This is a genomic window from Nonomuraea sp. NPDC050404, from assembly GCF_040655495.1.
Lineage (GTDB): Bacteria > Actinomycetota > Actinomycetes > Streptosporangiales > Streptosporangiaceae > Nonomuraea.
In genome coordinates this window covers 553,067-574,152 of sequence record NZ_JBFAKB010000001.1, presented here as the reverse complement: position 1 = coordinate 574,152, position 21,086 = coordinate 553,067, and the positions used below count along the sequence as shown (strand labels likewise).

16 protein-coding genes are annotated in these 21,086 nt (G+C 71.7%); 10 read left to right on the top strand and 6 right to left on the bottom strand.

The annotated features are described in order from the left end of the window. Nucleotides 1-2: 2 nt before the first annotated feature. The gene (locus tag AB0I81_RS02540) at nucleotides 3-284 is read right to left on the bottom strand and encodes a hypothetical protein (protein WP_360648620.1); all 282 of its coding nucleotides are present in this window, start codon (nucleotides 282-284) and stop codon (nucleotides 3-5) included. A 67-nt stretch (nucleotides 285-351) separates the two neighbouring features. Continuing rightward, nucleotides 352-1,470: a TIGR03364 family FAD-dependent oxidoreductase gene (locus tag AB0I81_RS02535; RefSeq protein WP_360648617.1), complete on the bottom strand. Its 1,119-nt coding sequence runs from the start codon at nucleotides 1,468-1,470 to the stop codon at nucleotides 352-354. Nucleotides 1,471-1,603: 133 nt separating this feature from the next. On the opposite strand from AB0I81_RS02535, the gene AB0I81_RS02530 reads away from it, so the two are divergent. The 3 genes from AB0I81_RS02530 to AB0I81_RS02520 all read left to right on the top strand — a co-directional run bounded on the left by AB0I81_RS02530 (nucleotide 1,604) and on the right by AB0I81_RS02520 (nucleotide 4,353). Further along, complete coding sequence (locus AB0I81_RS02530; RefSeq protein WP_360648615.1) at nucleotides 1,604-2,371, top strand: GntR family transcriptional regulator; 768 nt, start codon at nucleotides 1,604-1,606, stop codon at nucleotides 2,369-2,371. 46 nt (nucleotides 2,372-2,417) lie between these two features. Then, nucleotides 2,418-3,128 carry a phosphonatase-like hydrolase gene (locus AB0I81_RS02525; RefSeq protein WP_360648612.1) on the top strand — a complete coding sequence of 237 codons (711 nt, stop codon included), beginning with the start codon at nucleotides 2,418-2,420 and terminating at the stop codon, nucleotides 3,126-3,128. 97 nt (nucleotides 3,129-3,225) lie between these two features. Continuing rightward, a complete protein-coding gene (locus tag AB0I81_RS02520; RefSeq protein ID WP_360648609.1) occupies nucleotides 3,226-4,353 on the top strand; it encodes a hypothetical protein in 1,128 nt (375 codons plus the stop codon). Between the two features lie 709 nt (nucleotides 4,354-5,062). On the opposite strand, the gene AB0I81_RS02515 is transcribed toward AB0I81_RS02520, so the two are convergent. The 3 genes from AB0I81_RS02515 to AB0I81_RS02505 form a co-directional block, all read right to left on the bottom strand. Then, nucleotides 5,063-6,592, bottom strand: a complete 1,530-nt coding sequence (locus tag AB0I81_RS02515; RefSeq protein WP_360650161.1) for an endonuclease/exonuclease/phosphatase family protein — start codon at nucleotides 6,590-6,592, stop codon at nucleotides 5,063-5,065. A 178-nt stretch (nucleotides 6,593-6,770) separates the two neighbouring features. After that, on the bottom strand, nucleotides 6,771-7,580 hold the full coding sequence (locus AB0I81_RS02510; RefSeq protein WP_360648606.1) for an FHA domain-containing protein: 810 nt from the start codon (nucleotides 7,578-7,580) through the stop codon (nucleotides 6,771-6,773). 44 nt (nucleotides 7,581-7,624) lie between these two features. Next, a complete protein-coding gene (locus AB0I81_RS02505; RefSeq protein WP_360648604.1) occupies nucleotides 7,625-9,139 on the bottom strand; it encodes a hypothetical protein in 1,515 nt (504 codons plus the stop codon). A 147-nt stretch (nucleotides 9,140-9,286) separates the two neighbouring features. Between AB0I81_RS02505 and AB0I81_RS02500 the strand changes: the two genes are divergently transcribed. The 4 genes from AB0I81_RS02500 to AB0I81_RS02485 are packed head-to-tail and all read left to right on the top strand — an operon-like array spanning nucleotide 9,287 to nucleotide 14,881. Beyond that, nucleotides 9,287-9,814, top strand: coding sequence for a hypothetical protein (locus tag AB0I81_RS02500; RefSeq protein ID WP_360648601.1), 528 nt, complete (start codon nucleotides 9,287-9,289; stop codon nucleotides 9,812-9,814). Then, the gene (locus AB0I81_RS02495) at nucleotides 9,811-12,324 is read left to right on the top strand and encodes an Hsp70 family protein (protein WP_360648598.1); all 2,514 of its coding nucleotides are present in this window, start codon (nucleotides 9,811-9,813) and stop codon (nucleotides 12,322-12,324) included. The genes AB0I81_RS02500 and AB0I81_RS02495 overlap by 4 nt, the downstream gene beginning before the upstream one ends. An 11-nt stretch (nucleotides 12,325-12,335) precedes the next feature. Further along, nucleotides 12,336-13,403 (top strand): hypothetical protein, encoded by a 1,068-nt coding sequence (locus AB0I81_RS02490; protein WP_360648595.1) that lies wholly within the window; start codon nucleotides 12,336-12,338, stop codon nucleotides 13,401-13,403. Continuing rightward, the gene (locus AB0I81_RS02485) at nucleotides 13,400-14,881 is read left to right on the top strand and encodes a hypothetical protein (protein WP_360648592.1); all 1,482 of its coding nucleotides are present in this window, start codon (nucleotides 13,400-13,402) and stop codon (nucleotides 14,879-14,881) included. The genes AB0I81_RS02490 and AB0I81_RS02485 overlap by 4 nt, the downstream gene beginning before the upstream one ends. Before the next feature lie 105 nt (nucleotides 14,882-14,986). Here AB0I81_RS02485 and AB0I81_RS02480 read toward each other — a convergent pair whose 3' ends face one another. Continuing rightward, on the bottom strand, nucleotides 14,987-16,138 hold the full coding sequence (locus AB0I81_RS02480; protein ID WP_360648589.1) for an ROK family transcriptional regulator: 1,152 nt from the start codon (nucleotides 16,136-16,138) through the stop codon (nucleotides 14,987-14,989). 180 nt (nucleotides 16,139-16,318) lie between these two features. Between AB0I81_RS02480 and AB0I81_RS02475 the strand changes: the two genes are divergently transcribed. Genes AB0I81_RS02475 through AB0I81_RS02465 form a run of 3 tightly spaced genes read left to right on the top strand, consistent with a single transcriptional unit; the run spans nucleotide 16,319 to nucleotide 21,080 of the window. Further along, on the top strand, nucleotides 16,319-17,932 hold the full coding sequence (locus tag AB0I81_RS02475) for a beta-N-acetylhexosaminidase (RefSeq protein ID WP_360648586.1): 1,614 nt from the start codon (nucleotides 16,319-16,321) through the stop codon (nucleotides 17,930-17,932). Further along, on the top strand, nucleotides 17,929-19,803 hold the full coding sequence (locus AB0I81_RS02470) for an ABC transporter permease subunit (RefSeq protein ID WP_360648583.1): 1,875 nt from the start codon (nucleotides 17,929-17,931) through the stop codon (nucleotides 19,801-19,803). Before AB0I81_RS02475 ends, AB0I81_RS02470 begins: the two co-directional genes overlap by 4 nt. Nucleotides 19,804-19,826: 23 nt before the next feature. Continuing rightward, nucleotides 19,827-21,080: an extracellular solute-binding protein gene (locus AB0I81_RS02465; protein ID WP_360648580.1), complete on the top strand. Its 1,254-nt coding sequence runs from the start codon at nucleotides 19,827-19,829 to the stop codon at nucleotides 21,078-21,080. Nucleotides 21,081-21,086 lie beyond the last annotated feature (6 nt).

Here is a 21,086-nt window from a genome sequence, read left to right as displayed (position 1 = left end):
GGTCACTCCTTGACGCACCGCTCGCCCACCAGGGTGCCGTTCCAGGAGAAGACGTGCCCGCACAGGTAGGTGCCGGCCTCGGCTCCCACCATGAGCCGGACCGTCACGTCCACGTACCCGCCGCCGCCGCAGCCCCACGCGGTCATCTTGTACGTGTCTCCCGTCGGGGTGAGCTGGCCGGAGAAGCATTCGTGGTCGGCGACCGCGCCGGCGGCAGCGGCCGGCGCGAGCGTCGTCAGCAGCACGGCGCCGAGGGCGATGGGAAGAAGGCGTCTGAGTAACATGCCACCACCGTAGGGAGCCGCGCGGGGACGGCCCAGATGCCGTACGTCATCCGCGTATGTGCGTTTCTCACATCTCTGCCAGGTCGTCGAGGACCTCGGGGGCCAGCCCCAGGGCGGTGGTCATGCCGATGCCGGAGGTGACCGACACCACCCGCACGCCCGCCATGGGGGCGGCGATCAGGAACGGCTCGGGCGCCGAGGCGTACACGCCGCGCCAGCGCTCGCGCACCACCAGCCGGTCGGCGCCCAGCAGGCGCGCCGTCTCCGCCAGGACGTGCCGGTCGAGCGTGTCGTCCCGGAACGGGTCGAACGTGCCGCCGTAGGCGTGGGTGTCGCCGATGGTGAGGTCGCCGTCAGGGCGCTGGGTGAACATCAGGTTCAGGCCGATGCCGACCAGCTCCGGATGTTCGGCGGTCAGGCGGGCGCGCAGCGCGGGCCCGGTGGGGCAGGCGGTGAAGCCGTCGTAACGCAGCAACGAGAAGCCGGTCAGCACGGCGGGATCGACGCGGCGGCCGTGCGGGTCGGCCACCCGCAACATGTGCAGCGCGCAGCGGCGCAGCCCCGCCCGTTCGGCCAGGTCGGGGAAGAGCCGGTCCACGTGATGGCCGATGGCCACGACCACCCGGCCGGCGTCGATCCGGCCGCGACCGGTGATCACCGCGCCAGGCTCGACGAGCCGCGCGGAGGCGGCCCAGTGGAAGCGCACCCCCCGGCGGGCCAGCCAGGCGGCGATGGCGTGCACGGCCTGGCGCGGGTCGACGCGCAGGTCCATGGGCAACCACGCGCCGCCGACCACGCCCGGCCCCACGGGCACACGGTCGGCCACCTCGCGGCCGTCGAGCAGCACGGCCTGGCCGTCGCGGGCCGCGCTGAACTCCTCAAGGACCGCGTACTCGTCGTCGGCTCTGGCCACCACGACGGTGCCGCCGTCGCCGAGCCAGATGCCGGCCTCCTTGGCCAGGTCGAGCCAGGCGGCCCTGGCGGCCGTCGCGTAACGCAGGGCGTCGCCGGACTGGGCGGTGAAACAGCCGTGGCCGAAGTTGCGGACCGAGGCGCCCACGGCCCGCTCGTCCCGTTCGACGACGGCGACGGACAGGCCGCGGCGCACCGCGTCCACCGCGTGGGCGAGTCCCACGATGCCCGCGCCCACGACGACGAGATCGGCCGAGTCGATCGAACTTGTCATGACAAGTACGGTCGCCGGTTGCCCGTCATGGTGTCAACAGTGCCGGAAATGTGTCATTTACTGTTTCCCTGTCCGCCATATTTCCTGGTAGACGGTTTTTCGGAGCGATAGAGCTCCTGTATGGTCAAGTCGCATGGACGGGCCACTTCACGAACGGGTCGCAGCGGATCTGCGCCGCCGGATCAGCTCGGGCGAGCTGCCGGTGGGCGCCGCCGTGCCCTCGGAGTCGCGGTTGTGCGAGCAGTGGGGCGCCTCGCGCGGGCCGATCCGGCAGGCGCTGGCGACGCTGCGCGCCGAAGGGCTGATCGGCGGCGGGCGGGGCAGGCCGCCGGTCGTGCGCAGCCGTACCATGCCGCAGCCGTTCGAGACGTTCCTGTCGTTCTCGCGGTGGGCCGCGCAGATGGGGCGCACGCCAGGGCAGCGCACGCTGGAGATCGCGCGGCGGCCCGCCCCGGCGGAGGCCGCCGACGCGCTGCGGGTGGAGGAAGGCGAGCCGGTCGTGCAGTTGCTGCGCCTGCGGCTGCTGGACGGGGTGCCCGCGATGATCGAACGCACCACGTTCACGTGGGCCGCGGGGCGGTTGCTGTTCGACTTCGACTGTGACCGCGGCTCGGTCTTCGCCTACCTGAGCGGTCGAGGGGTGGATCTGAGCAGGGCCCGGCACGTGATCGACGCGATCGTCGCCGACGAGGGCGACGCCGCGCTGCTGACCGTCGCCGCCGGTTCGGCGCTGCTGCGCGAACGCCGCAGCACCTTCTCCGCAGACGGCGTGCCCGTCGAGTACTCCGACGACCGTTACCGCCCCGACCTCGTCTCCTTCACGATCGACAACGCCCAGCACGCCCACCCCGCCCTGGCCCGCGGCAACCCCGGCGACCCCGCCCGGGCCGCCGGGCCGTGACCTGGCGCGAGAAAGCCCGTACCAACCTTCCGCGAGGAGCTAAGTCATGATCGAACTGGCCGTTCTGGACATCGCCGGCACCACCGTCGAGGAGCACGGCGCCGTCTACGTCGCGCTCGAACAGGCCGTGCGCGCGGCCGGCGGCGCCCCGGACGCCGCCGCCATCCACGCCTGGATGGGCGCCGGCAAGCGTGAGGCGATCACCGCGCTGCTCACCGGCGAGCCCGGTGAGTTCGGTGAGTCCGGTGAGTCCGGCAACCCGACGCCCGCCCCCGAGACCGTGGACGGCGCCTTCGCCGACTTCCGCAAGCGCCTGCACGCCGCCTACGCCGACACGCCGCCCGCGCCGCTGCCCGGCGTGCCGGAGGCGATCACCGCGCTGCGCGCCGCCGGCGTCAAGGTGGCGCTCACCACCGGGTTCGACCGCGAGGTGACCGGGGCGCTGCTGGGCGCGATCGGCTGGGACGACGGTTTCCTCGACGCCGTGGTCTGCATCGACGACGTACGGGCCGGCCGGCCCGCCCCCTACATGATCTTCCGGGCGATGGAGGAGACCGGCGTGCACGACGTCGGCCGGGTCCTCGTCGCCGGCGACACCGTACGCGACCTGCGGGCCGGCACCAACGCGGGCGCGGCCATCGTGGCCGGCGTGCTCACCGGCGGCCAGGACGCCGCCGCGCTCGGCGCCGTCCGGCACACCCACCTGCTGCCCGGCGTGGCCGCCATCCCCGCCCTGCTCGGTCTCGGACGGCGCTGACCGTTCAATTTGAAGGGAACGATCTCCGGTTTTCCCGAACTTTTCGGTCCGTGGCAGGCTCGTACAGAGTGCGACCACCTGTTGAACGGGGAGTGAGATGAAGCCGGCAACCTACCTTCGCGGCGCGGCGGTGATCAGCCTGGCGGCGCTCGGCTGCGCCGTACCCGCATCGACCGCCGGAGCGGCCGAGATCCGGCGACCGCCCGCACTGCCGGATGCCGGGGCCGGCCCGGCCACCTTCGCCTATCTGTGCGTCAACCCCAAGGACCGCGACCTCCTCCCGTCGGGGCCGTGCGACACCTGGCGGGTGGTGACCGCCGACGGCCGTATCTACTCCCTGCCCGACGCGCTGGCCTGGGAGAAGAGCAAGAACCCCGACGAACTGGGCGAGCCGGGCACCTTCGCGATCAGCCCGGACGGTCAGCGGGTGGCCTACCACCGGGCCCGCGACGACCGGGTCGTGGTACGTGACCTGGCCTCGGGGGAGACCCGGACGATCTCCTACCGGGTGCCGCGCGGCTCCGTGGGCTCGCCGTTCACGCTGAGGTTCGTCCGCGACGGAAACACCCTGGTGATCAGCTCCGCCGACCTGGAGCCGGCGGCCGACGTGATCGCTCAGGTGCAGGACGGTACGGCCCGGCGCGTGGCGAAGGGGTGGACGCTGCTGGACATCGACCCGGAGACCGGGCGTCAGACCCTGTACCAGCCGGCGGGGATGGCGAAGCGCGGCGTGTTCCGCACCGTCGAGGGACGGCGCGGCACCACCGCCAAGATCCCGGTCAACGCCGGCAAGCACCTCATCTGGGGCGCGGTCGCCGCGCACGACGGACGGGCCGCCAACCTGGTGCCCAAGGACCCGCCCGCCTGCGGCCCGGACATGACCCCGGTGTGGCTGGCCGTCTTCACCACCGAGACGGGCAAGATGCGCACGGTCAAACCGCGGCTGCCCGCGGACGTGTACAGGGCCGACGTGATCGACTGGCTCGGCCCCGACGAGATCGTCGCGGCGGCGGCCCGGGAGCGTCCCGGCAAGGAGCCGGAGGAGCCCGTCGGCTCGTCCGTCTACGCCATGAACGTCTCCACCGGCGCGTCCCGGCTGATCGCCAAGTTGTCCACCACCGAGCAGGTCTATCTGGACCGCCTGGCCGTGGGCGGCTACACCGCGGCGCAGGGTCCGGTCGCGGCCGGGAAGGCGGCCAAGCCGGCCAAACGCGGCTGCGAGTGACCCGCCGGTGAATTCTCCGGGGCCGGACGAATGTCGCAGGGAACACTCACGTCCTACGGGTGTAGACCAGGTTCAGGTAGGGAGCCGGGCCCGCTCCCGGCGGAGCAGTGAAGCCGGCGGGGCCGGTGGGGCCGGTGCCCCGGCGCTGGAGCAGACGCCGCCGCACCTCGTCGAGGGACGGCCTGGCGGCCGGATCCTTGGCCAGTCACGCGATCACCACCTCGCGCAGCGGATCCTCGAAGGGCGGCACGTCCGGCGGGTTGTGCAGCACGCGGGTCAGCACGGCCGGCGCCGGCGTCATCGCCGAACGGCGGCGTGCCGGTCGCGGCGTACACCATGGTCGAGGCCCAGGAGAAAAGGTCGGACGCGGGCCCCACCCGCTCGCCGAGAAACTGCTCGGGAGACATGTACGGCGGCGGATCGCCCGACAGCCCCGGGTGCAGCAGCTTGATCGCCACCTGCTCGCCCGCCCGGGAGGCCGCCAGGTACACGACACCCTGTCCGCCCGCGCCCACCCTGCCTTTGATCTCATATCCCGCGATCACGGTGGGATCTCCAGGCTGGAGTGCAACATACAGCGGCATACGCACCATTCTCCCCAAGATCGGTCACTCAGTGAAACCGAACGGACCCTGGGTGCTGCCAGGGCCCGGAGAATCTGCCGCGTCGGGGCCGGAGCCGAGGGTCGGCCCCGGGGGAGTGGCCGGAGTCAGGAGGTGCGGAACGTGGTCAGGACGGCGGCGTGGTCGGAGGACCATTCGTTGCCCCGATGGTTGGGCACGGCCGCCGGCGTGCCCTCGACCAGGGCCTTGGAGTCGCTCACCCGCAGCCGGCCCGAGTAGTAGACGAAGTCGATCCGGTCCTGCGGCTCGGGCTGCCCCTTGTGCGAGTCGTAACCGTACCCGCCAGTGAACACCGGATAGATCGGCGACCAGGTGATGCCCGGCTCCGTCACCGGGTCCGGGTTGGCCACGCGGAAGGAGTCGCGCAGCCCCGCCCGCGCGGGCAGCACGGAGGCCGGCCACGGCACGCCGGTGTAGCCGCACCGGTCGGTCTTCCTGGTCCAGTCGAGATGGGACGGGGCGTTGAAGTCGCCGGTCAGCAGCACCGGCGTCCGCCGCGCCGCCGCCAGGTCGGGCCGCATCTCCCGCAGGATGGCCTCGATCTGGGGCGTGCGGCCCGAGCGCACCTCGTAGGCCAGCAACTGCTCCTGGCTCAGCTTGCCGAAGCAGGCGTCGTACGGGCCGTAGGGGGTGTAGCCGAGGTGCACGTTCCACACCACGACGTCCTGGCGCTCGCCGATCCGCACCCGCACCTTGGTGGCCACCGACAGGGGGCCGCTCTCCACGTGCGGCCTGCGTTCGGTGATCGGGTACCGGCTGATCACGCCCAGGTCGGTGCCCGCCTGGTGGTGGTCCCAGCCCAGGGCCTCGGCCAGCTCGCGGGTGGAGCCGGCCGAGGTCTCCTGCAGGCCCACGACGTCAACGTCGGACTTGAGCAGGAACCGCAGCTCCTTCTCCCGGCCGCCATCGACCTGGCCGCCGCTGTGCCACAGGTTGAAGCTCATCACCTTGAGGTCGGGCACCAGGTCCTGGCCCGGCCGGCGCACGTCGATGCCGATCGTCGCCGTGGTGCTCTCGCCGCGGGCGTTGCGGGCCTCGACGCGCAGGGACGCCGGGCGCAGGGAGTCGCGCAGGCGCGGCGTCCCGGTGACGGCCCCGTCCTCCGCCACGCTGATCCACCCCGGGCCGCCGGTCTTGCCGAAGGTGAGCCCGCCGGTGTCCCCGCGTACCAGCCCGCCCACCGTCGCCCGGTACGGCGCGAGCGCGCGGGCGTTGCGCAGGTCGAAGGACTCGGAGATGAAGTGCAGGGGCTGATCGCTCACTATGCGCACCTTCACTGGCGTGGCGAGCCACTGGTAGCCGTCCTGGGCCAGGGCGAAGACGATGTATTCGCCGGCCTCCAGCCCGTCGGTCGGCAGCGTGGCCTCACCGCTCTCGCCGGTGATGTAGACCCAGCGCAGGGAAGGGCCGACGTACTTCTCCTCCACGGGCCCGTTGCCCGGGTCGGTGTAGAGGCCGAGCCAGTTCTTGGGGTCGGGGCGCGCGGTGGCGTACGACAGCTTGATCTCCTCGCCCACCCGCACCTCGGGCGAGGCGACCGTCAGCGTGCCATCCGCGGAAGGCGAAGGCGAAGGCGAAGCCGACGCCGGAATGACGCCACTGACCAGGACGAGCATCGCTGTCACGAGCGATTTCCACCAACGCATCCACGTGCCTCCTCGATGACACCGTGCAGCGTGGACCGGCCAGATGACCATCATGTGTACGGCCTGTGGCAGCCCTCTGGCCGCGGGCGGAAAAGCCCGAGCCACGTCCGTCATGTGTACGGCCCGTGGCGGCCGGCGGAAACGTCCGTCACGGCCGGATGCGGGGAAGCCTCCCCCGGGAACGCGGCTCGGACCCGTCGCCGAGCAGCCCCAGGTCGCCCGCCTGGAGGGTGGTGGTGACCAGCAGTTCGGTGATGAGGTTGTGGTTGAGCGTGTTCCCGAGCGGCGGCGGGATCTCCTCCTCGCGCAGCCCGGGCACCTTGGCGCTGAGCTCGTTGCGCACCTTGGCCACGATGTGCGCGACCCGCTTCTGCGTCCACCTCTCCGAGGGCCGCAGCCGCTGCATCTCCTGCGCCACCTGCGCCCAGGTCAGCGGTTGCGGGCGGGGCTCGTCCCGCAGGTAGCGCTGGCTCAGGCAGACCAGCACCAGGCGCTCGACCGGGTTCAGGTCCCAGGTCGGCTCGGTCGTCTCGTCCTCGGGGCGGGCGGATCCGCCCCGCGTTGCTCCGGTGGCGATGCCTACCTCCAGCAGGTGTTGCCGGCGTGGGCCGACGATGAACAGCGGCGTGTACGCCAGGGGAAGCTCCGTGCTCTGCCCGCCGAGCACCAGCCGCGACTCGGGGAAGCGGATCGCGAGCCTGCCGGTGTTGTGCAGCATCCACCCGGACCCCTCGCGGGCGATGCGCCCGTGCCGGCGGCTCACGTGCGGGTCGTCCTCGCCGACGCAGACGTGCACGTCCGGCTCACCGCGTCCGAACAGCAGCTCGAACCCGGCGTCCGGCGCCACCCGCATGCCCCCGTTCGGGCCCATCAGGAACAGGGTGCCGATCGGCGCCGGCGGGAGCCCGTGCGCGAGGCTCCCGAACTCTCTGGGCAGCAGGTCGACTTTGCGCGTCACCCGCCCATGATGGCCGCCGCCCGCGGGGAGGGGTCCCGGGACCATCACGGCTTGATCAGGCCCGAGTAGGCGGCGCGCACGTCCTTCTTGGCGGAGTCCACGTACACCTTCGACGGCGGCCCGGTGTCCACGTCGCCGAAGATGAAGTAGGGCAGCCGCCTGGGACAGGTCTTGCCGCTGATCTGGATGCTCGTGGCGCCCACCCGCTTGCCGGTCCGCAACTCGTAGGCGCGTACGGGCACCTTCTCCTTGCGGAAGCTCACCGACGAGACGCGGTGCGGCGCGCGCTCGGCCCGGTACGGGCACGACGCGACCCTGGAGCCGAACTTCGACTCCCCGGCGCAGATCACCAGCGTCGCGTCGGCGGGATCCTTGGCCAGCCACGAGCCCGGCAACTGCTTCTTGTGGTCCTTCTGGCCGAACAACATGGCGCGGTGCGGCCCGCGGCCCTTGTACGGGTCGGCGCCGCTGTAGACCGCCGGCTTCGAGCAGTAGGCCGGCTGCCCACCACCCGCCGGCGTCTTGAGCAGGCCGCGCACGTTGGCCAGCTCGATCTCCTGGCCGGCCTGCCGGACACCCTGCTCGGCCTTGCCCGCGAGCTCATGCCGCGGATACTGGGCGAGCAACTCTCGGTACTGCTCGCGGGCCTGCCGCCACTCCTTGGCCGCCATGAACTGCCCGCCGCACCCGACGATGGCCGCGGGCGCCAGGCGCGGCACGACGTCACCGGCCCGGTCCAGTACGTCGCCGCCGGCCGGCCGCTGCCTGAGCCAGTCGGTGATCTCCCTGGTGGCGCAGGGGTTCTGCAGCGGCAGCCCGCCGAGGAACCCGTTCAGCACCTGCGTGACCTTCCCCTCCTGGCCGGGGAAGCCCTTGAGCACCGCCGACAGGTGCCCGAAGCCGGTCTTCATGGCCTCGGTGTCGCCGGTCAACGCCGTGTCCAGCTCGTCGGCGGCCTGCGCCAGGATCAGGTCGGCCCGGCGGCCCGTCGCGCCCTTCCACAACGCCCCGGGCCTGGCCGCGTACACCCGCAGCGTCTCGGCGGCCTCTAACCGGTCGCTCTGCCGCCCGGCCCGCAGCAGCACCGCGCACGCTTCGGCCGCGGTCTCCACCCGGACGGTCAGCGGCGCGTCGGCCAGGAGGTGACGGGGCCGCAGCTCGTTCATGATCGAGGTCGCGCGCGAGCAGTCCCCCTCGCGGTGCGCCTGCGCGGCGCTCCCCTCGATGCGGGCGGCGTCGAAACGCAGGAAACCGACGGCCACCAGTACGGGGATCGTGATGCCGAGCGCGACGAGCCGCTGCCCGCGGTCCGTACGTCCCTCGCGCCCGCCCGCCAGGTACCAGCCGTGCGCGATCAGGGCCAGCCACCACAGCAGGACGACGATCTCCAGCCAGACGGACCGGACGGAAAGGGCGAGGATCAGGATCAGCGCGAGCGTGACGCCACCGGCGCGGACGGCTGCCCGCCATCGCCCCAGCATCAGGTAGCCGACGTTGAGCAGGGACGCGTTGGCCAGCGCGACGGCCAGCGGGTCATGGGACCGGCGTGCGGGTTCCACTGGTGTTCCCCTTCCTGCCGGGAGAGGGCGGATGCCCATTGTCGGACCGGCAGGCCGGGAGGGGTCCCGGACGGTCCGCGCTAGCTTGCGTGACCAGTGAGGAACGACCAGTGACCAGTGGCCGGCGAGCGCGAAGGGACGTACGACGTGGCACTGCTGAGCTCCATGAGGGCGCAGGTACGGCAGCTGCGGCAGCCGAAGGAGTTCCGTATCCACGCCGCAGCCTGGCCCGGGGACACCCTGGCGGCGTTCGAGCGCCTGGTCACGGACCTGCCGGGGAAGCAGCGCCTGGTCACGGACCTGCCGGGGACGCCGGGGCCGGTCTCTGACGAGGCTCTTCCCGGGCCTTCCGTGGCCGAGGTGGTGACCAGCATCTGGCGGCTCGACCGCCGGGCGCGCAAGCTCCCGGGCGACAACCGGGTCATGACCCGCTACCTGGAGATGGCGTGGGACAGCCTCACCCAGGCGGGCGTCAGGGTCCAGGAACACCTGAACGACCCCTTCGACGCCGGCCTCGCGCTGGAGGTCACGTCCTACCAGCCAGCGCCGGGGCTCGACCGCGACCGGGTGGTCGAGACCATCCGGCCGAGCATCTACCTGAACGACCAGGTGATCCAACGAGGAGAGGTGATCGTGGGTACCCCCGACCCCGTCGCGAAGGAAGCCACGCCGTGACCAGGACCCCGATGACCAGGACCCCGATGACCAGGACCACGATCGGCTACGGGATCGACCTCGGCACCACCAACAGCTCGATCGCCGTGCTGAACGGCGTCGACGTCGAGGTGGTCAAGAACAACCGCCAGTCGGAGATCACCCCGTCCGCGATCTGGATCGACCGCGCGGAACGCCTGCACGTCGGCGACGTCGCCAAGAAGCGCAACGAGCTCGACCCCTGGAACACCTGCATCGAGTTCAAGGCCAGGATGGGCATGACCGACCAGCCCAAGGTCTTCGCCAACGGCGACCGGTCGATGACGCCGGAGGAGATGTCGGCCGAGGTGCTGAAGTCGCTGAAGGGCGACGTCGCGCAGCGCACCGGCGAGGACCTGCGGGCCGCGGTCATCACGGTGCCCGCCGCGTTCGACCTGAGCGCCTGCGAGGCCACCAAGCAGGCCGCCAGGCTCGCCGGCCTCGAACACGCGCCGCTGCTGCAGGAGCCCACCGCGGCCGCGCTCGCCTACGGTTTCCAGAGCACCGCCGACAACGCCTTCTGGCTGGTGTACGACCTGGGCGGCGGCACGTTCGACGCGGCCGTGGTCAACATCAGGGACGGCGAGTTCACCGTCGTCAACCACCGCGGCGACAACACCCTCGGCGGCAAGCTGATCGACTGGGCCATCGTCGAGGAACTGTTCATACCGGCCCTGACGGCGGAGCACCGCTTCGGCGACCTCAGCCGGGGCAACCCCGCCTCGCTCGGGATCGTCAGCCAGCTCAAGCAGGCCGCGGAAGAGGCCAAGATCCAGCTCTCGCGCGGCGAGTCCGCGCCGATCTCCCTGCTGCTGAAGGACGACCGCGGCCAGGAGGTCGACTTCTTCTACGACCTGCGGCGCGCCGACGTGGAACGGCTCACCGAGCCCATCGCCGTACGCTCGGTGAACCTGTGCATGAAGGCGCTGCGGGAGAGCGGGCTCGGCCCCGCCGACATCGAGAAGGTCCTGCTGGTGGGCGGCCCCACCCTCTCGCCGTACCTGCGGCAGCGGCTCGCCGACGCGGGCAGGGGGCTCGGCATCCCGCTCGACCACAGCAGGGACCCCATCACCGCCGTCGCCACCGGCGCCGCGGTCTTCGCCGGCAGCCAGCGCCTGGACGTGATGGAGCCGCTGCCCGTCCCGGCCGCCGGCCAGTGCGTCGTCGAACTGGCCTACCAGCCCACGGGGGCCGACACCGAGCCGCTCGTCGGCGGCAAAGTGTCGGGGACGGACACGACGGGGTACGCCATCCAGTTCGTCAACGCCGAGTCCCGGCCGGAGTGGCGCAGCGGCAAGATCACGCTGGACGCCGACGGGACGTTCACCGCCTCGTTGTGGGCCGAGCGCGGGCGCGAGAACACCTTCCACATCGAGCTCACCGACGGCTCGGGAACCCGGCGCGAGATCACCCCCGACCGGCTGACCTACACCGTCGGGGCCGTGGACTCCCAGCCCACGCTCACCAACGCGATCGGCGTCTGGCTGGAGGGCAACGAGGTCGCCTGGCTGCTGCCGAGGGGGACGCCGCTGCCGGCGCGGCGCAGGCACACGCTGCGCACCACGATCGCGCTCAGCAGGAGCCGCGCCGAGGGCTACATCCGCATCCCCATCGTCGAGGGAGAGCACCCGCGGGCCGACCGCAACCGGCGCGTCGGCCGGCTGCAGATCGAGCCCGGCCAGGTCACCCGCGACGTGCCGGCGGGCAACGAGGTGGAGTTCTCCGTCGTGGTGGACGAGTCGCGGCTGGTGGTCGCGCGCGCCTACATCCCGCTGCTCGACGAGGAGTTCGAGCACGTGGTGGACCTGCGTACCGAGACGACCCCCACGTACGAGGAACTGCGGGGCAAGGTACGCGCGGAGCAGCACCGGCTGAACGAGCTGCGCACGCAGGCCGGCGACCTCGGCGACGCCAGGGCGGGGGCGCTGCTGGCCAGGATCGACGCGGAGGGCACCGCCCGGGACCTCGACCGGCTGTCCGAGGCCGCCCGCGCCGACCCGAACGCCGCCACCGCGTGCGCCAAGCGGCTGCGCGACCTTCAGGTCGCGCTCGACGAGATCGAGGAGGTGGTGGAGTGGCCCAAGCTGGTCGCCGAGGCGAAGGAGACGCTGGCCGGCGTCCGCGACCTCGTGCTGAGCAGGGGAGACCGCAACGACGAGCAGACCCTGACCAGGCTGGAGTCCGCCGCCAGGGAGGCGATCAACGATCACGACGCGGAACTGCTCAAGAGACGGGTGTCCGACCTGTACGACCTGGCGGCGGACGTGCTGGAACGGACCGACGAACTGCCCCGCATCCGGTTCCGGCACCTGCGCACCATGTTGCCGGACATGCGGGACAAGCAGGAGGCCAGGCAGCTCATCGACACCGCCAGCAGGGCGATGGAGCGGGGCGACATCAGGACGGTACGCCAGGTGAACCGGGAGCTGGAGGGCATGTTGCCGACGCCGCCGCCGCTCGACCTGTCCAGCACCGTCGTACGAGGGTCATGAGGCAGGCCGCGATGTCCCTTTCTCTCACCCGCGAGCTGGCACTGGCCCAGGCCAGGACCCTCGCACGCGCCGGCCGCCTGACCGAGGCCGCCGAGCTGCTACAGGACGAACTGGACGCCCAGGGCACGCGGGGCGCGCCGGACATGCGGGGCCTGCCGGACGTGCGGGGCCTGCCGGACGTGCGGGGTTCGTTGGACGCCCAGAGTGCGCAGGTGGTGCCCAGCGTTACGGTGCTGGATCTGCTGGCCCGCATCCACGCCCAGCAGGGCGACCTCGACGGGGCCGACCGGTACTGGGCGCAGGCGCAGCGGCTGGCCCCCGGCTCGGCGGAGATCGCCGCCGGGCGTCGGCGGATCGCGGCCATGCGCCCGCCCGCCCGGCGGCGCAGGCTCGGCAGGGTCCTGCTCGCCGGGAGCGCGGTGCTGGTGACCGGCACTATGTTCGCGCTGCTCGTGGATCTCCGCCTGGAGACCGCAGCCCTGCGCGAAGCCGGCCGCCCGGCCGATCCGCCGACGCAGCCCGTCGCGGCACGGGAACCCACCGTCGCCGCGACAGCGTCGCAGCCGGAATCGGTGCCGCAGCCAGGGTCGGTGTCGCGGTCCGAGTCGGTGCCGCAGCCGGGGGCAGTGTCGCGGCCGGGGACGGGTGCGTCGTCGGAACGGCAGGACGTGCTCGCGCGGATGGATCTCGACGTCCGGGGGATCGAGGTGAGCAGGTCGCCGGGGGAGATCTCCATCGCCTTCGACCAGGCACTCTTCAGCGAGGGCGTCACACTGACCCGCCGCGGCCGGGCCGTCCTGGACGACCTGGGCCGGAGCCTGCGCCCGTACGCCCGGGAGATCGACGTGGCCGTCATCGGCCACACCGACCGCGGCGCGCTCCTGCCGGGCGGCGAGTACGCCAGCAACACCGACCTCGGCCTGGCCAGGTCCACTTACGTGCGCGAGACCCTGCGCAAGACCTCGCGCATCCCCACGACCAGGTTCATGTTGTCGTCCCTCGGCGGGCACCTGCCGCCCCACCGCGACGACGCGCGCAACCGCACGGTCACCCTGCGCATCTCTGGAGCAGGCGCATGACGCTGAAGGAGCTGGGGCCGGACCTGTACCGGGAGAACGCCTTCCGGATCACCGGGCTCCCGGTACGCGCGACGGCCCGCGACATCCGGCGGCACGCCGACAAGCAGCGCCTCCTGAAGACCCTCGGCAAGGCCGGCACGAACGACGGGATGTTGCCGCCCGGCCGGCCCTTCGACGAGGGGGCAGGGCAGCGGGCCGCGCAACGGCTCAAGGACCCCGTGGCCCGGCTGGTGGACGAACTGTTCTGGCCGTGGCCGATCAGCGACGACGGCACCGATGACGGCACCGACGAGGGTATGGCCGCCCTGGTGGAGGGCCGTCCGCACGACGCGCTGCGCGTGTGGGAGCGTACGGCGGCGCCCGCCGCCAGGACCGTCGCGGTGCACAACATCGCGGTGTTGTCCCACGTCAGGGCGCTCGACGCGGACGGGCTCGACGAGGAGACGGCCCGGCTGTGGAAGCGGGCGTACACGAGCTGGGCCGAGGTGATCGCCGACGACGCCTTCTGGGACCTGATGCGGGCCAGGGCCAAGGAGCTCGACGACCCGCGGCTGAGCGCCGCCACGGTCCGTGCCCTGCGCGAGGAGCTGCCCAGCGCCCTGCTGTCGATCAGCGCCCAGCTCGCCGCCACCGCCGCGCGGGAGTCCCGCTCGGGGGAGGCGCGCGGCCACATCGGCGGCATGCTGGCCTCCGGGTTCGCCTCCGGGCTGATCGACCTGGCGCTGCGCGACGCGGTGGAGCACGAGAGGGCCAGGATCAAGTCGTTGTGCGAGAACGCGCAGCAGGGGCTCAAAGCGGACCCGGGACAGGGATACGAGGCGGCCGAGCGGTTCCTCGGCGAGGCCGGGCCCCTGCTCGACGTGATCACCGGCCTGCTGCCCGAGGACGACTGGGCGGTGCGCCACGCCGGCGAGGACATCGCCCTGACGGTGCTCTACTGCGTCGTGGCCCAGGTCAACAAGACCAAGGAGTACCGGCGGGCGCTTGAACTGCTCGAACCCGCCCTCGACCTGGCGGCGACGGAATCGGCACGCGACCGCATCCAGGGCAACATCGACACCATCCGCGACAACCTCTCCTACGCCTGCTGCTTCCTGTGCGGCAAGGACGCCGAAGACGGCTGCGAGCAGAAGGTGCCGATGCACGGTGAGGTCAACCGCGAGCTCACCGAGTACTTCCAGACCCGGATCACCTGGCGCACGCTCACGATCAGCGTCCCGCGCTGCCGCGGGTGCAGGACCAGGCGCGGCTGGCGGATCGCCACGGGCGTGCTGTTCGTCCCCTGGGCGGTGTTCACGCTCATCGCCGTCGTGGCGGGCGCCGCCGAGGCGGGCGCCGTCCTGGTCGCGATCGGCATCCTCATGGCGGGGTGGCTGATCGCCGGGACGCGCCGCTCCGTCACCGAGTTCGGGCCGATCCTGGACCTGGTCGAAAAGGGCTGGGCACGCGGAGCCCGCCCACCGGAGGCCAGGAGCTGATGACGGCCACCCGGTCACCGCGAGGTGGGGCAGCAGCCACCACCCGGTCACCGCGCGGTGAGCAGCGGCCACCCGGTCACCGCGAGATGGGCGGCGGCCGCCCGGTCATCGTGAGGTGGGCAGGGGAGCGTCCGGGGTGAAGAGGCGGTGGTCGAGGTGGGCGACGGCGTAGTCGATGGCGCCGGTGACCACGCACTCGTCGCCCAGCGTCGAGGCCCGCACGTCCGGCATCCGGATGCACAGGCGTTTCAGCCGCTCGCGCAGCGGCGGCAGCAGGACGTCGGCCGAGCGGGAGAAGCCGCCGCCCAGGACCACGACCTGCGGGTCGAGCAGCAGCACCATCGCGCTGGTGCCCACCGCCAGGTCATCGGCGTACCGCTCGACCGCCGCCAGCGCCACCGGGTCGCCCGCGCGGGCCGCGGCGATGGTGTAGCCGGCGGCGTCGGCGGGTGAGGTGCCCTCGGGGATGATCGAGCAGTTCTGCAGGTGCTCGGAGGCGTCGAACAACTGGGCCTGCGGCAGCATGGCGATCTCGCCGGCCGCCGCGCCGAAGCCGCGGTGCACCTTGCCGTCGATGATGATCGCCGCGCCCATCCGGCGTCCGACGTGCAGGAACACCACATCGCTCGCGCCGCGCGCGGCGCCGCGCACCGCCTCGGCCCTGGCGGCCAGGCGGCTGTCGTTCTCGACCACGATCTCGCAGGGGAACATCTCGCGCAGGTGCCCGGCCAGGTCGAAGCCGGTCCAGGCGGGAATCGCGGCGCAGTAGAAGATGCGGCCCTCCGGCGTGATCACGCCGATCGTGCCGGCCGCGACCACCCACACGTCCTCGATCGTCTTGCCACCCAGCGCCAGGCAGCTCGCGACGGCCCGCCCGATCGCGGCCAGGCGCTCCGGCAGGGGCGTGTCCGGCTGCACGGGCTGGCGGGTCTCGGCGAGGATCACGCCGTCCAGGTCGGCCAGGGCGGCCCGGATGTTGTGGCCGCCGATGTCGAGCCCCACCAGGTGGCCGCTGCCGGCGCGGAAACGGTAGCGGCGGGCCGGCCGGCCCATGCCGCCCTGCGCGGGCGGGGTCTCCTCCACCCAGCCGAGCCGCATGAGCTCCTCCACGACCTCCTTCATGGAGGGGCGCGACAGGCCGGTGCGTTCGGCCAGGGCCGACAGCGTCAGGGGCCCCGCCCCGCGCAACGTCCCGATCGCGGTCAGGGAGTTGAGCTGCCTGAGCCGTGACAGGTCGCCGCCGCGAAGTGTGGCCATCGTCGTCCTAACGCAGGTTTCCTCTGTAAGCCGGAACCCATTATGCCAGCGACGGCAAGCTCACAGCTGCGCGTTCTGTCGCTTTGTGAGCATAAATGAGCATTGACCCCTCATCTGGACCGGTGCTACTAATGAAGCACTCCTTCGTAAATGTCACCTGTCCCCCGGGAGGGCCTGTTGATGATCGTTCCCAAGCCCGTGCGGTACGAGGCCGGGCAAGGCCGCTTCGTCCTCGGCCGGGGGACCGCGCTCACCGCCGATCCCGCCCTCGGCGAGGTCGCGGCCTGGCTGCGGAGCGAGCTCGGCCCGATCACCGGCGGCGAGCTTCTGCCCACCGCCCCCGGCCCGGAAACGATCAGGCTCCTGGACGCGGGCGACCTGCCGACCGAGGGCTACCGGCTGACCGTCGCGCCGGGCGAGGTCACGCTCGAAGCCGGCTCGGCCGCCGGGGCCTTCTACGGGGCGCAGACGCTGCGCCAGCTCATGCCCCCCATCGCCTACCGCAGGGCGGCGGTCGGCGTGCCGCTGGAACTGCCGGCGGCGCGCATCGAGGACCGCCCGCGCTTCGGCTGGCGCGGCGCGATTCTCGACGTGGCCAGGCACTTCATGACCAAGGCGGACGTGCTGCGCTTCATCGACCTGATGGCCCTGCACAAGCTGAATGTCCTGCACCTGCACCTTACCGACGACCAGGGCTGGCGCATCGAGATCAAGCGCTACCCGCGCCTGACCGAGATCGGCTCCTGGCGTACGGAGAGCCAGGTCGGCTGGATGGGCGAGATGGACGGCCGGCCGCACGGCGGCTTCTACACCCAGGACGACCTGCGGGAGATCGTCGCCCACGCCGCGCGCCGCCACATCACCGTCGTGCCGGAGATCGACCTGCCCGGGCACACCCAGTCGGCCATCGCCGCCCACCCCGAGCTGGGCAACCTCGACACCCCGCTCGGCGTGGGCACCACCTGGGGGGTCGGCGTCAACGTGCTGAACGTCGAGGACGCCACGATCGAGTTCTTCAAGAACGTCTTCGACGAGGTGCTGGAGCTGTTCCCCAGCCCGTACGTGTGCGTCGGCGGCGACGAATGCCCCAAGGACCAGTGGCGCGCCAGCCCGTCGGCCCAGCGCCGCATCGCGGAGCTGGGCCTGCGCGACGAGGACGAGCTGCAGAGCTGGTTCATCCGCCAGTTCGACGAGCACCTGGCCGGGCGCGGGCGGCGCCTGGTCGGCTGGGACGAGATCCTGGAGGGCGGGCTCGCGCCGGGCGCGGTGGTGGCCGCCTGGCGGGCCGACGTGGGCGCGGTGGCCGCCGCCCGCGCCGGGCACGACGTCATCAACTGCTCCAACACCTCCGTCTACCTGGACTACCGGCAGAGTCCCGGTGAGGACGAGCCGCTGCCGTTCAGGACGGTGCTCACCCTTGAGGACGTCTACGCCTTCGAGCCCGTCCCCGCCGAACTGCGCGGTGACCCGGCCGCCGAGCGCGTGCTGGGCGCCCAGTGCGGGGTCTGGACCGAGCTGATCGACTCCACCCGCCACGTCGACTACATGGCCTTCCCCCGGCTGGCGGCCTTCGCCGAGACCGTCTGGGCGGGACCGGAACGAGACCTGGCCGACTTCCGCCGCCGCCTGGCCGATCACCTGCCCCGGCTGGAGGCGATCGGCGTGGAGTACCGGCGCGAGTCGGGACCGCTGCCCTGGCAGCGGCGGCCGGGGGTGCCCGGGATGCCGGAGGAGCCGCTGGAGTGGCAGGCCACGCTCGACTCCTGGACCGCCAACCTGAGAGATCTCCGATGAGCACGAGGTTCGCCGAGTTGTGGCAGCGCACCGTGCCGTGGCGCTGGCTCACGCCGAGCACGGTCCTCATCGCGGGCGTCGTCGTCTTCCCCGCCCTGTACATGGTGTGGATGTCCTTCCTCGACATCAGCAGGATCGGCCTGGTCAGGGGCATGGCCGGGCTGGACAACTACGCCCGGCTGCTCCGGGAGGACGCGCTCGGGCTCGTCGTCGGCAACACGCTGCTGTGGTTGCTGATCGTCGTCGGGCTGACCATGTTGCTCTCGCTCGCGCTGGCGCAGTTCCTGTCCAAGGAGTTCTTCGGCCGCAAGCTGGTCAGGCTCGCGCTGGTGGTGCCGTGGGCGACCTCGCTGGTGATGACCGCCACCGTGTGGCGCTTCATCTACGAGGGCGGCAACGGCCTGCTCAACCGGCTGCTGATGGACCTGTCGATCATCTCCGCGCCCGTTGACTGGTACAAGGATCCCGCCACCGCGCTGTACGCCGTCATGGCCGTCGGGATCGTCACCTCGATGCCGTTCACCACGTACGTGCTGCTGTCCGGGTTGCAGACGGTGCCGCACGACGTGCTGGAGGCCGCGAAGATGGACGGCGCGGGCGCGTGGGCGACCTGGCGGCGGGTGACGCTGCCGATCCTGCGGCCGTCGATCATGATCGCGCTGGTGCTCAACATGTTGCACGTCTTCAACGCGTTCACCGTCATCTGGGTGATCATGGGGAAGACGGCGGGGAACCACGCCGACACGACCGTGACCTGGCTGTACAAGATCGCGTTCACGGCGCAGCTCGACGCGGGTGAGGCGGCGGCGCTCGGCGTGCTCAACGTGGCCTTCCTGCTGCTGCTCATCCTGGCCTTCGCGCTGGTGCTGCGCCCGAAGCGCTTCGTGCTGGTGCTGCGCCCGAAGCGCTTCGTGCCGGTGCTGCGCCCGAAGCGGGACCCGGCGACCGGTGACGCCACGCCCGCGCCACCCTCGGACGTCTCTCCGGGGAGTCCGGCGCCGGTCATGCGCAGCAGGCCAGTGATGATACGGGCGGGGCGTGGGTGGCGGCGGATCCGTCCCGTCGTGCTGCCGGTCGTCGGGCTGGCGGTGGCGCTGTTCTTCCTCGCGCCCTACGCCGCGATGTTGTCCGGCTCGCTCAAGACCGACGCCGAACTGTTCGCGGTCCCGGCGAGCTATCTGCCGGAGAGCTGGGCGTGGTCCAACTACGCCGACGTGTGGTCGCGCATCCCGCTGGCGGATTACTTCCGGGTCAGCCTGACCGTCGCGCTGGTGTCCACGGCGCTCGTGCTGGTGGTGGCCGCGCCGGCGGCGTACGTGCTGGCCCGCTCCAGGTTCAGGGGACGGGCGGCGTTCCTCGGCGTGATCCTCGTGACGCAGATGTTCCCCGCCGTCGCGCTCCTCATCGGCCTGTACCGGCAGGCGCTGTTCGTGGACGGGATCAACAGCTACGGCGTCATCATCGCCATCAACGCGGCCTTCAACCTCGCCTTCGCCGTGTGGATCCTGCACGCCCACTTCGGCGCGATCCCCGTGGAGATCGACGAGGCCGCCATGATGGACGGCCTCGGCAGGTTCCGCATCATGCTGCGCATGATCCTGCCGCTGGCCGCGCCCGGCCTCGTCACCGTGATGATCTTCACCTTCATCCAGGTCTGGAACGAGTTCGTCATCGCGCTGACGCTCTTCAACGACCCGGCGAACGGCCGCGTGCCCCTCACGGTCGGCGTCCAGCAGTTCATCGGCCTGTACGAGACCAACTACCAGTACCTCTTCGCCGCGGCGCTGATGGCCATCGTGCCGGCGGTGACCCTTTTCGCGCTCATCGAGAAGCACCTGGTGAGCGGCCTCACCGCGGGCAGCACCAAGTGACCATGAAGAAGGATCGGTGTGAGATGACCCCCAGCAGAAGATCTCGGTTCGGCGGCCTGGCCGCGATCACCGCCCTCACGCTCGCGCTCGGCGCGTGCGGCGGCTCCGGCGGCGCTGCGGACGGCGGCGGGAACTCCATCAAGCTGGTCGTCGCCCAGTACACCGAGGGCACCCGGCCCTACTGGGACGAGCTCATCAGGTCCTTCGAGGCCGGGCACCCCGGCAAGAACGTGGACCTGCAGGTGATCGACTGGGGGAACATCCAGAGCCAGGTGAACACCATGGTCCAGACCGAGCAGCTCCCCGACCTGCTCAACATCAACCTCTTCGCCGACTACGCGGAGGCCGGGCTGCTGTACCGCGCCGACGAGGTGGTCTCCAAGGAGGTGCTGGCGGACTTCCTGCCGTCCTTCGCCGAGAACGCCTCCTACGACGGCGCCCAGTACGCCCTGCCGTTCGTCGCCACCGTCAACGGCCTGTACTACAACAAGAAGATCCTCAAGGAGGCCGGCTACGACAAGCCCCCGGCCACGTGGGAGGAGTTCAGCGCGGCGGTCAAGGCCATCAAGGCGCTGCCCGGCGGCTACGTGCCGTACGGGCTGGCGCTCGGGGCCGAGGCCGGCGACTACGAGTTCGGCACCTGGATGCGCGCCAACGGCGGCGACTGGCGTACCGGCGGCAAGTGGACCGTCAACAGCGAGCGCGCCGTCGAGACGCTGCGCTTCCTCAAGACGCTGACCCAGGACGGCCACACCCAGCCGAACCCCGGCCAGACCAACCGCCCCGACGGCACCTGGCCGCTGTTCGCGCAGGGCAAGGTCGCCATGGTGTACGGCTCCTTCGGCACCCGCGCCTTCCTCGACCAGGTGGAGAAGGGCGGAGTCGAGTACGGCACCACCACCCACCCCACCAACCACGGCGCGGCGCCGGCCACGCACGGCATCCAGGACTACCTGATGGCCTTCAAGAAGGACGGCAACCAACAACTGGTCCGCGAGTTCCTCGACTACTTCTACCAGGCCGGCAACTACGCCAAGTACCTGAAGGTCGAGGGCCTGCTGCCGACGACCGCCTCCGCCTCGGCCGTCATGCGCGAGGACCCGAAGGTCAGTCCCATCGTGGACATGGTGGCCAAGGCGCGCTTCGACCCGACCTCGCAGCCGGTCTGGGCCGAGCTGCGCGGCACGGTGGCCGCCGAACTGGGCGCGGTGCTCGCGCCCGCCGGCGATCCGGCCGCCGTCCTCGGCAAGTTCCAGCAGATCGCCGAGCGCTCCTGACGGGGC

What these genes read in the sequence shown, in the direction of transcription:
- AB0I81_RS02535 (WP_360648617.1), bottom strand. Translation starts at nt 1,470, where the DNA reads ATGACAAGTTCGATCGACTCGGCCGATCTCGTCGTCGTGGGCGCGGGC.
- AB0I81_RS02530 (WP_360648615.1), top strand. Translation starts at nt 1,604, where the DNA reads ATGGACGGGCCACTTCACGAACGGGTCGCAGCGGATCTGCGCCGCCGG.
- AB0I81_RS02470 (WP_360648583.1), top strand. Translation starts at nt 17,929, where the DNA reads ATGAGCACGAGGTTCGCCGAGTTGTGGCAGCGCACCGTGCCGTGGCGC.
- AB0I81_RS02520 (WP_360648609.1), top strand. Translation starts at nt 3,226, where the DNA reads ATGAAGCCGGCAACCTACCTTCGCGGCGCGGCGGTGATCAGCCTGGCG.
- AB0I81_RS02465 (WP_360648580.1), top strand. Translation starts at nt 19,827, where the DNA reads ATGACCCCCAGCAGAAGATCTCGGTTCGGCGGCCTGGCCGCGATCACC.
- AB0I81_RS02490 (WP_360648595.1), top strand. Translation starts at nt 12,336, where the DNA reads ATGTCCCTTTCTCTCACCCGCGAGCTGGCACTGGCCCAGGCCAGGACC.
- AB0I81_RS02525 (WP_360648612.1), top strand. Translation starts at nt 2,418, where the DNA reads ATGATCGAACTGGCCGTTCTGGACATCGCCGGCACCACCGTCGAGGAG.
- AB0I81_RS02540 (WP_360648620.1), bottom strand. Translation starts at nt 284, where the DNA reads ATGTTACTCAGACGCCTTCTTCCCATCGCCCTCGGCGCCGTGCTGCTG.
- AB0I81_RS02480 (WP_360648589.1), bottom strand. Translation starts at nt 16,138, where the DNA reads ATGGCCACACTTCGCGGCGGCGACCTGTCACGGCTCAGGCAGCTCAAC.
- AB0I81_RS02515 (WP_360650161.1), bottom strand. Translation starts at nt 6,592, where the DNA reads ATGCTCGTCCTGGTCAGTGGCGTCATTCCGGCGTCGGCTTCGCCTTCG.
- AB0I81_RS02475 (WP_360648586.1), top strand. Translation starts at nt 16,319, where the DNA reads ATGATCGTTCCCAAGCCCGTGCGGTACGAGGCCGGGCAAGGCCGCTTC.
- AB0I81_RS02485 (WP_360648592.1), top strand. Translation starts at nt 13,400, where the DNA reads ATGACGCTGAAGGAGCTGGGGCCGGACCTGTACCGGGAGAACGCCTTC.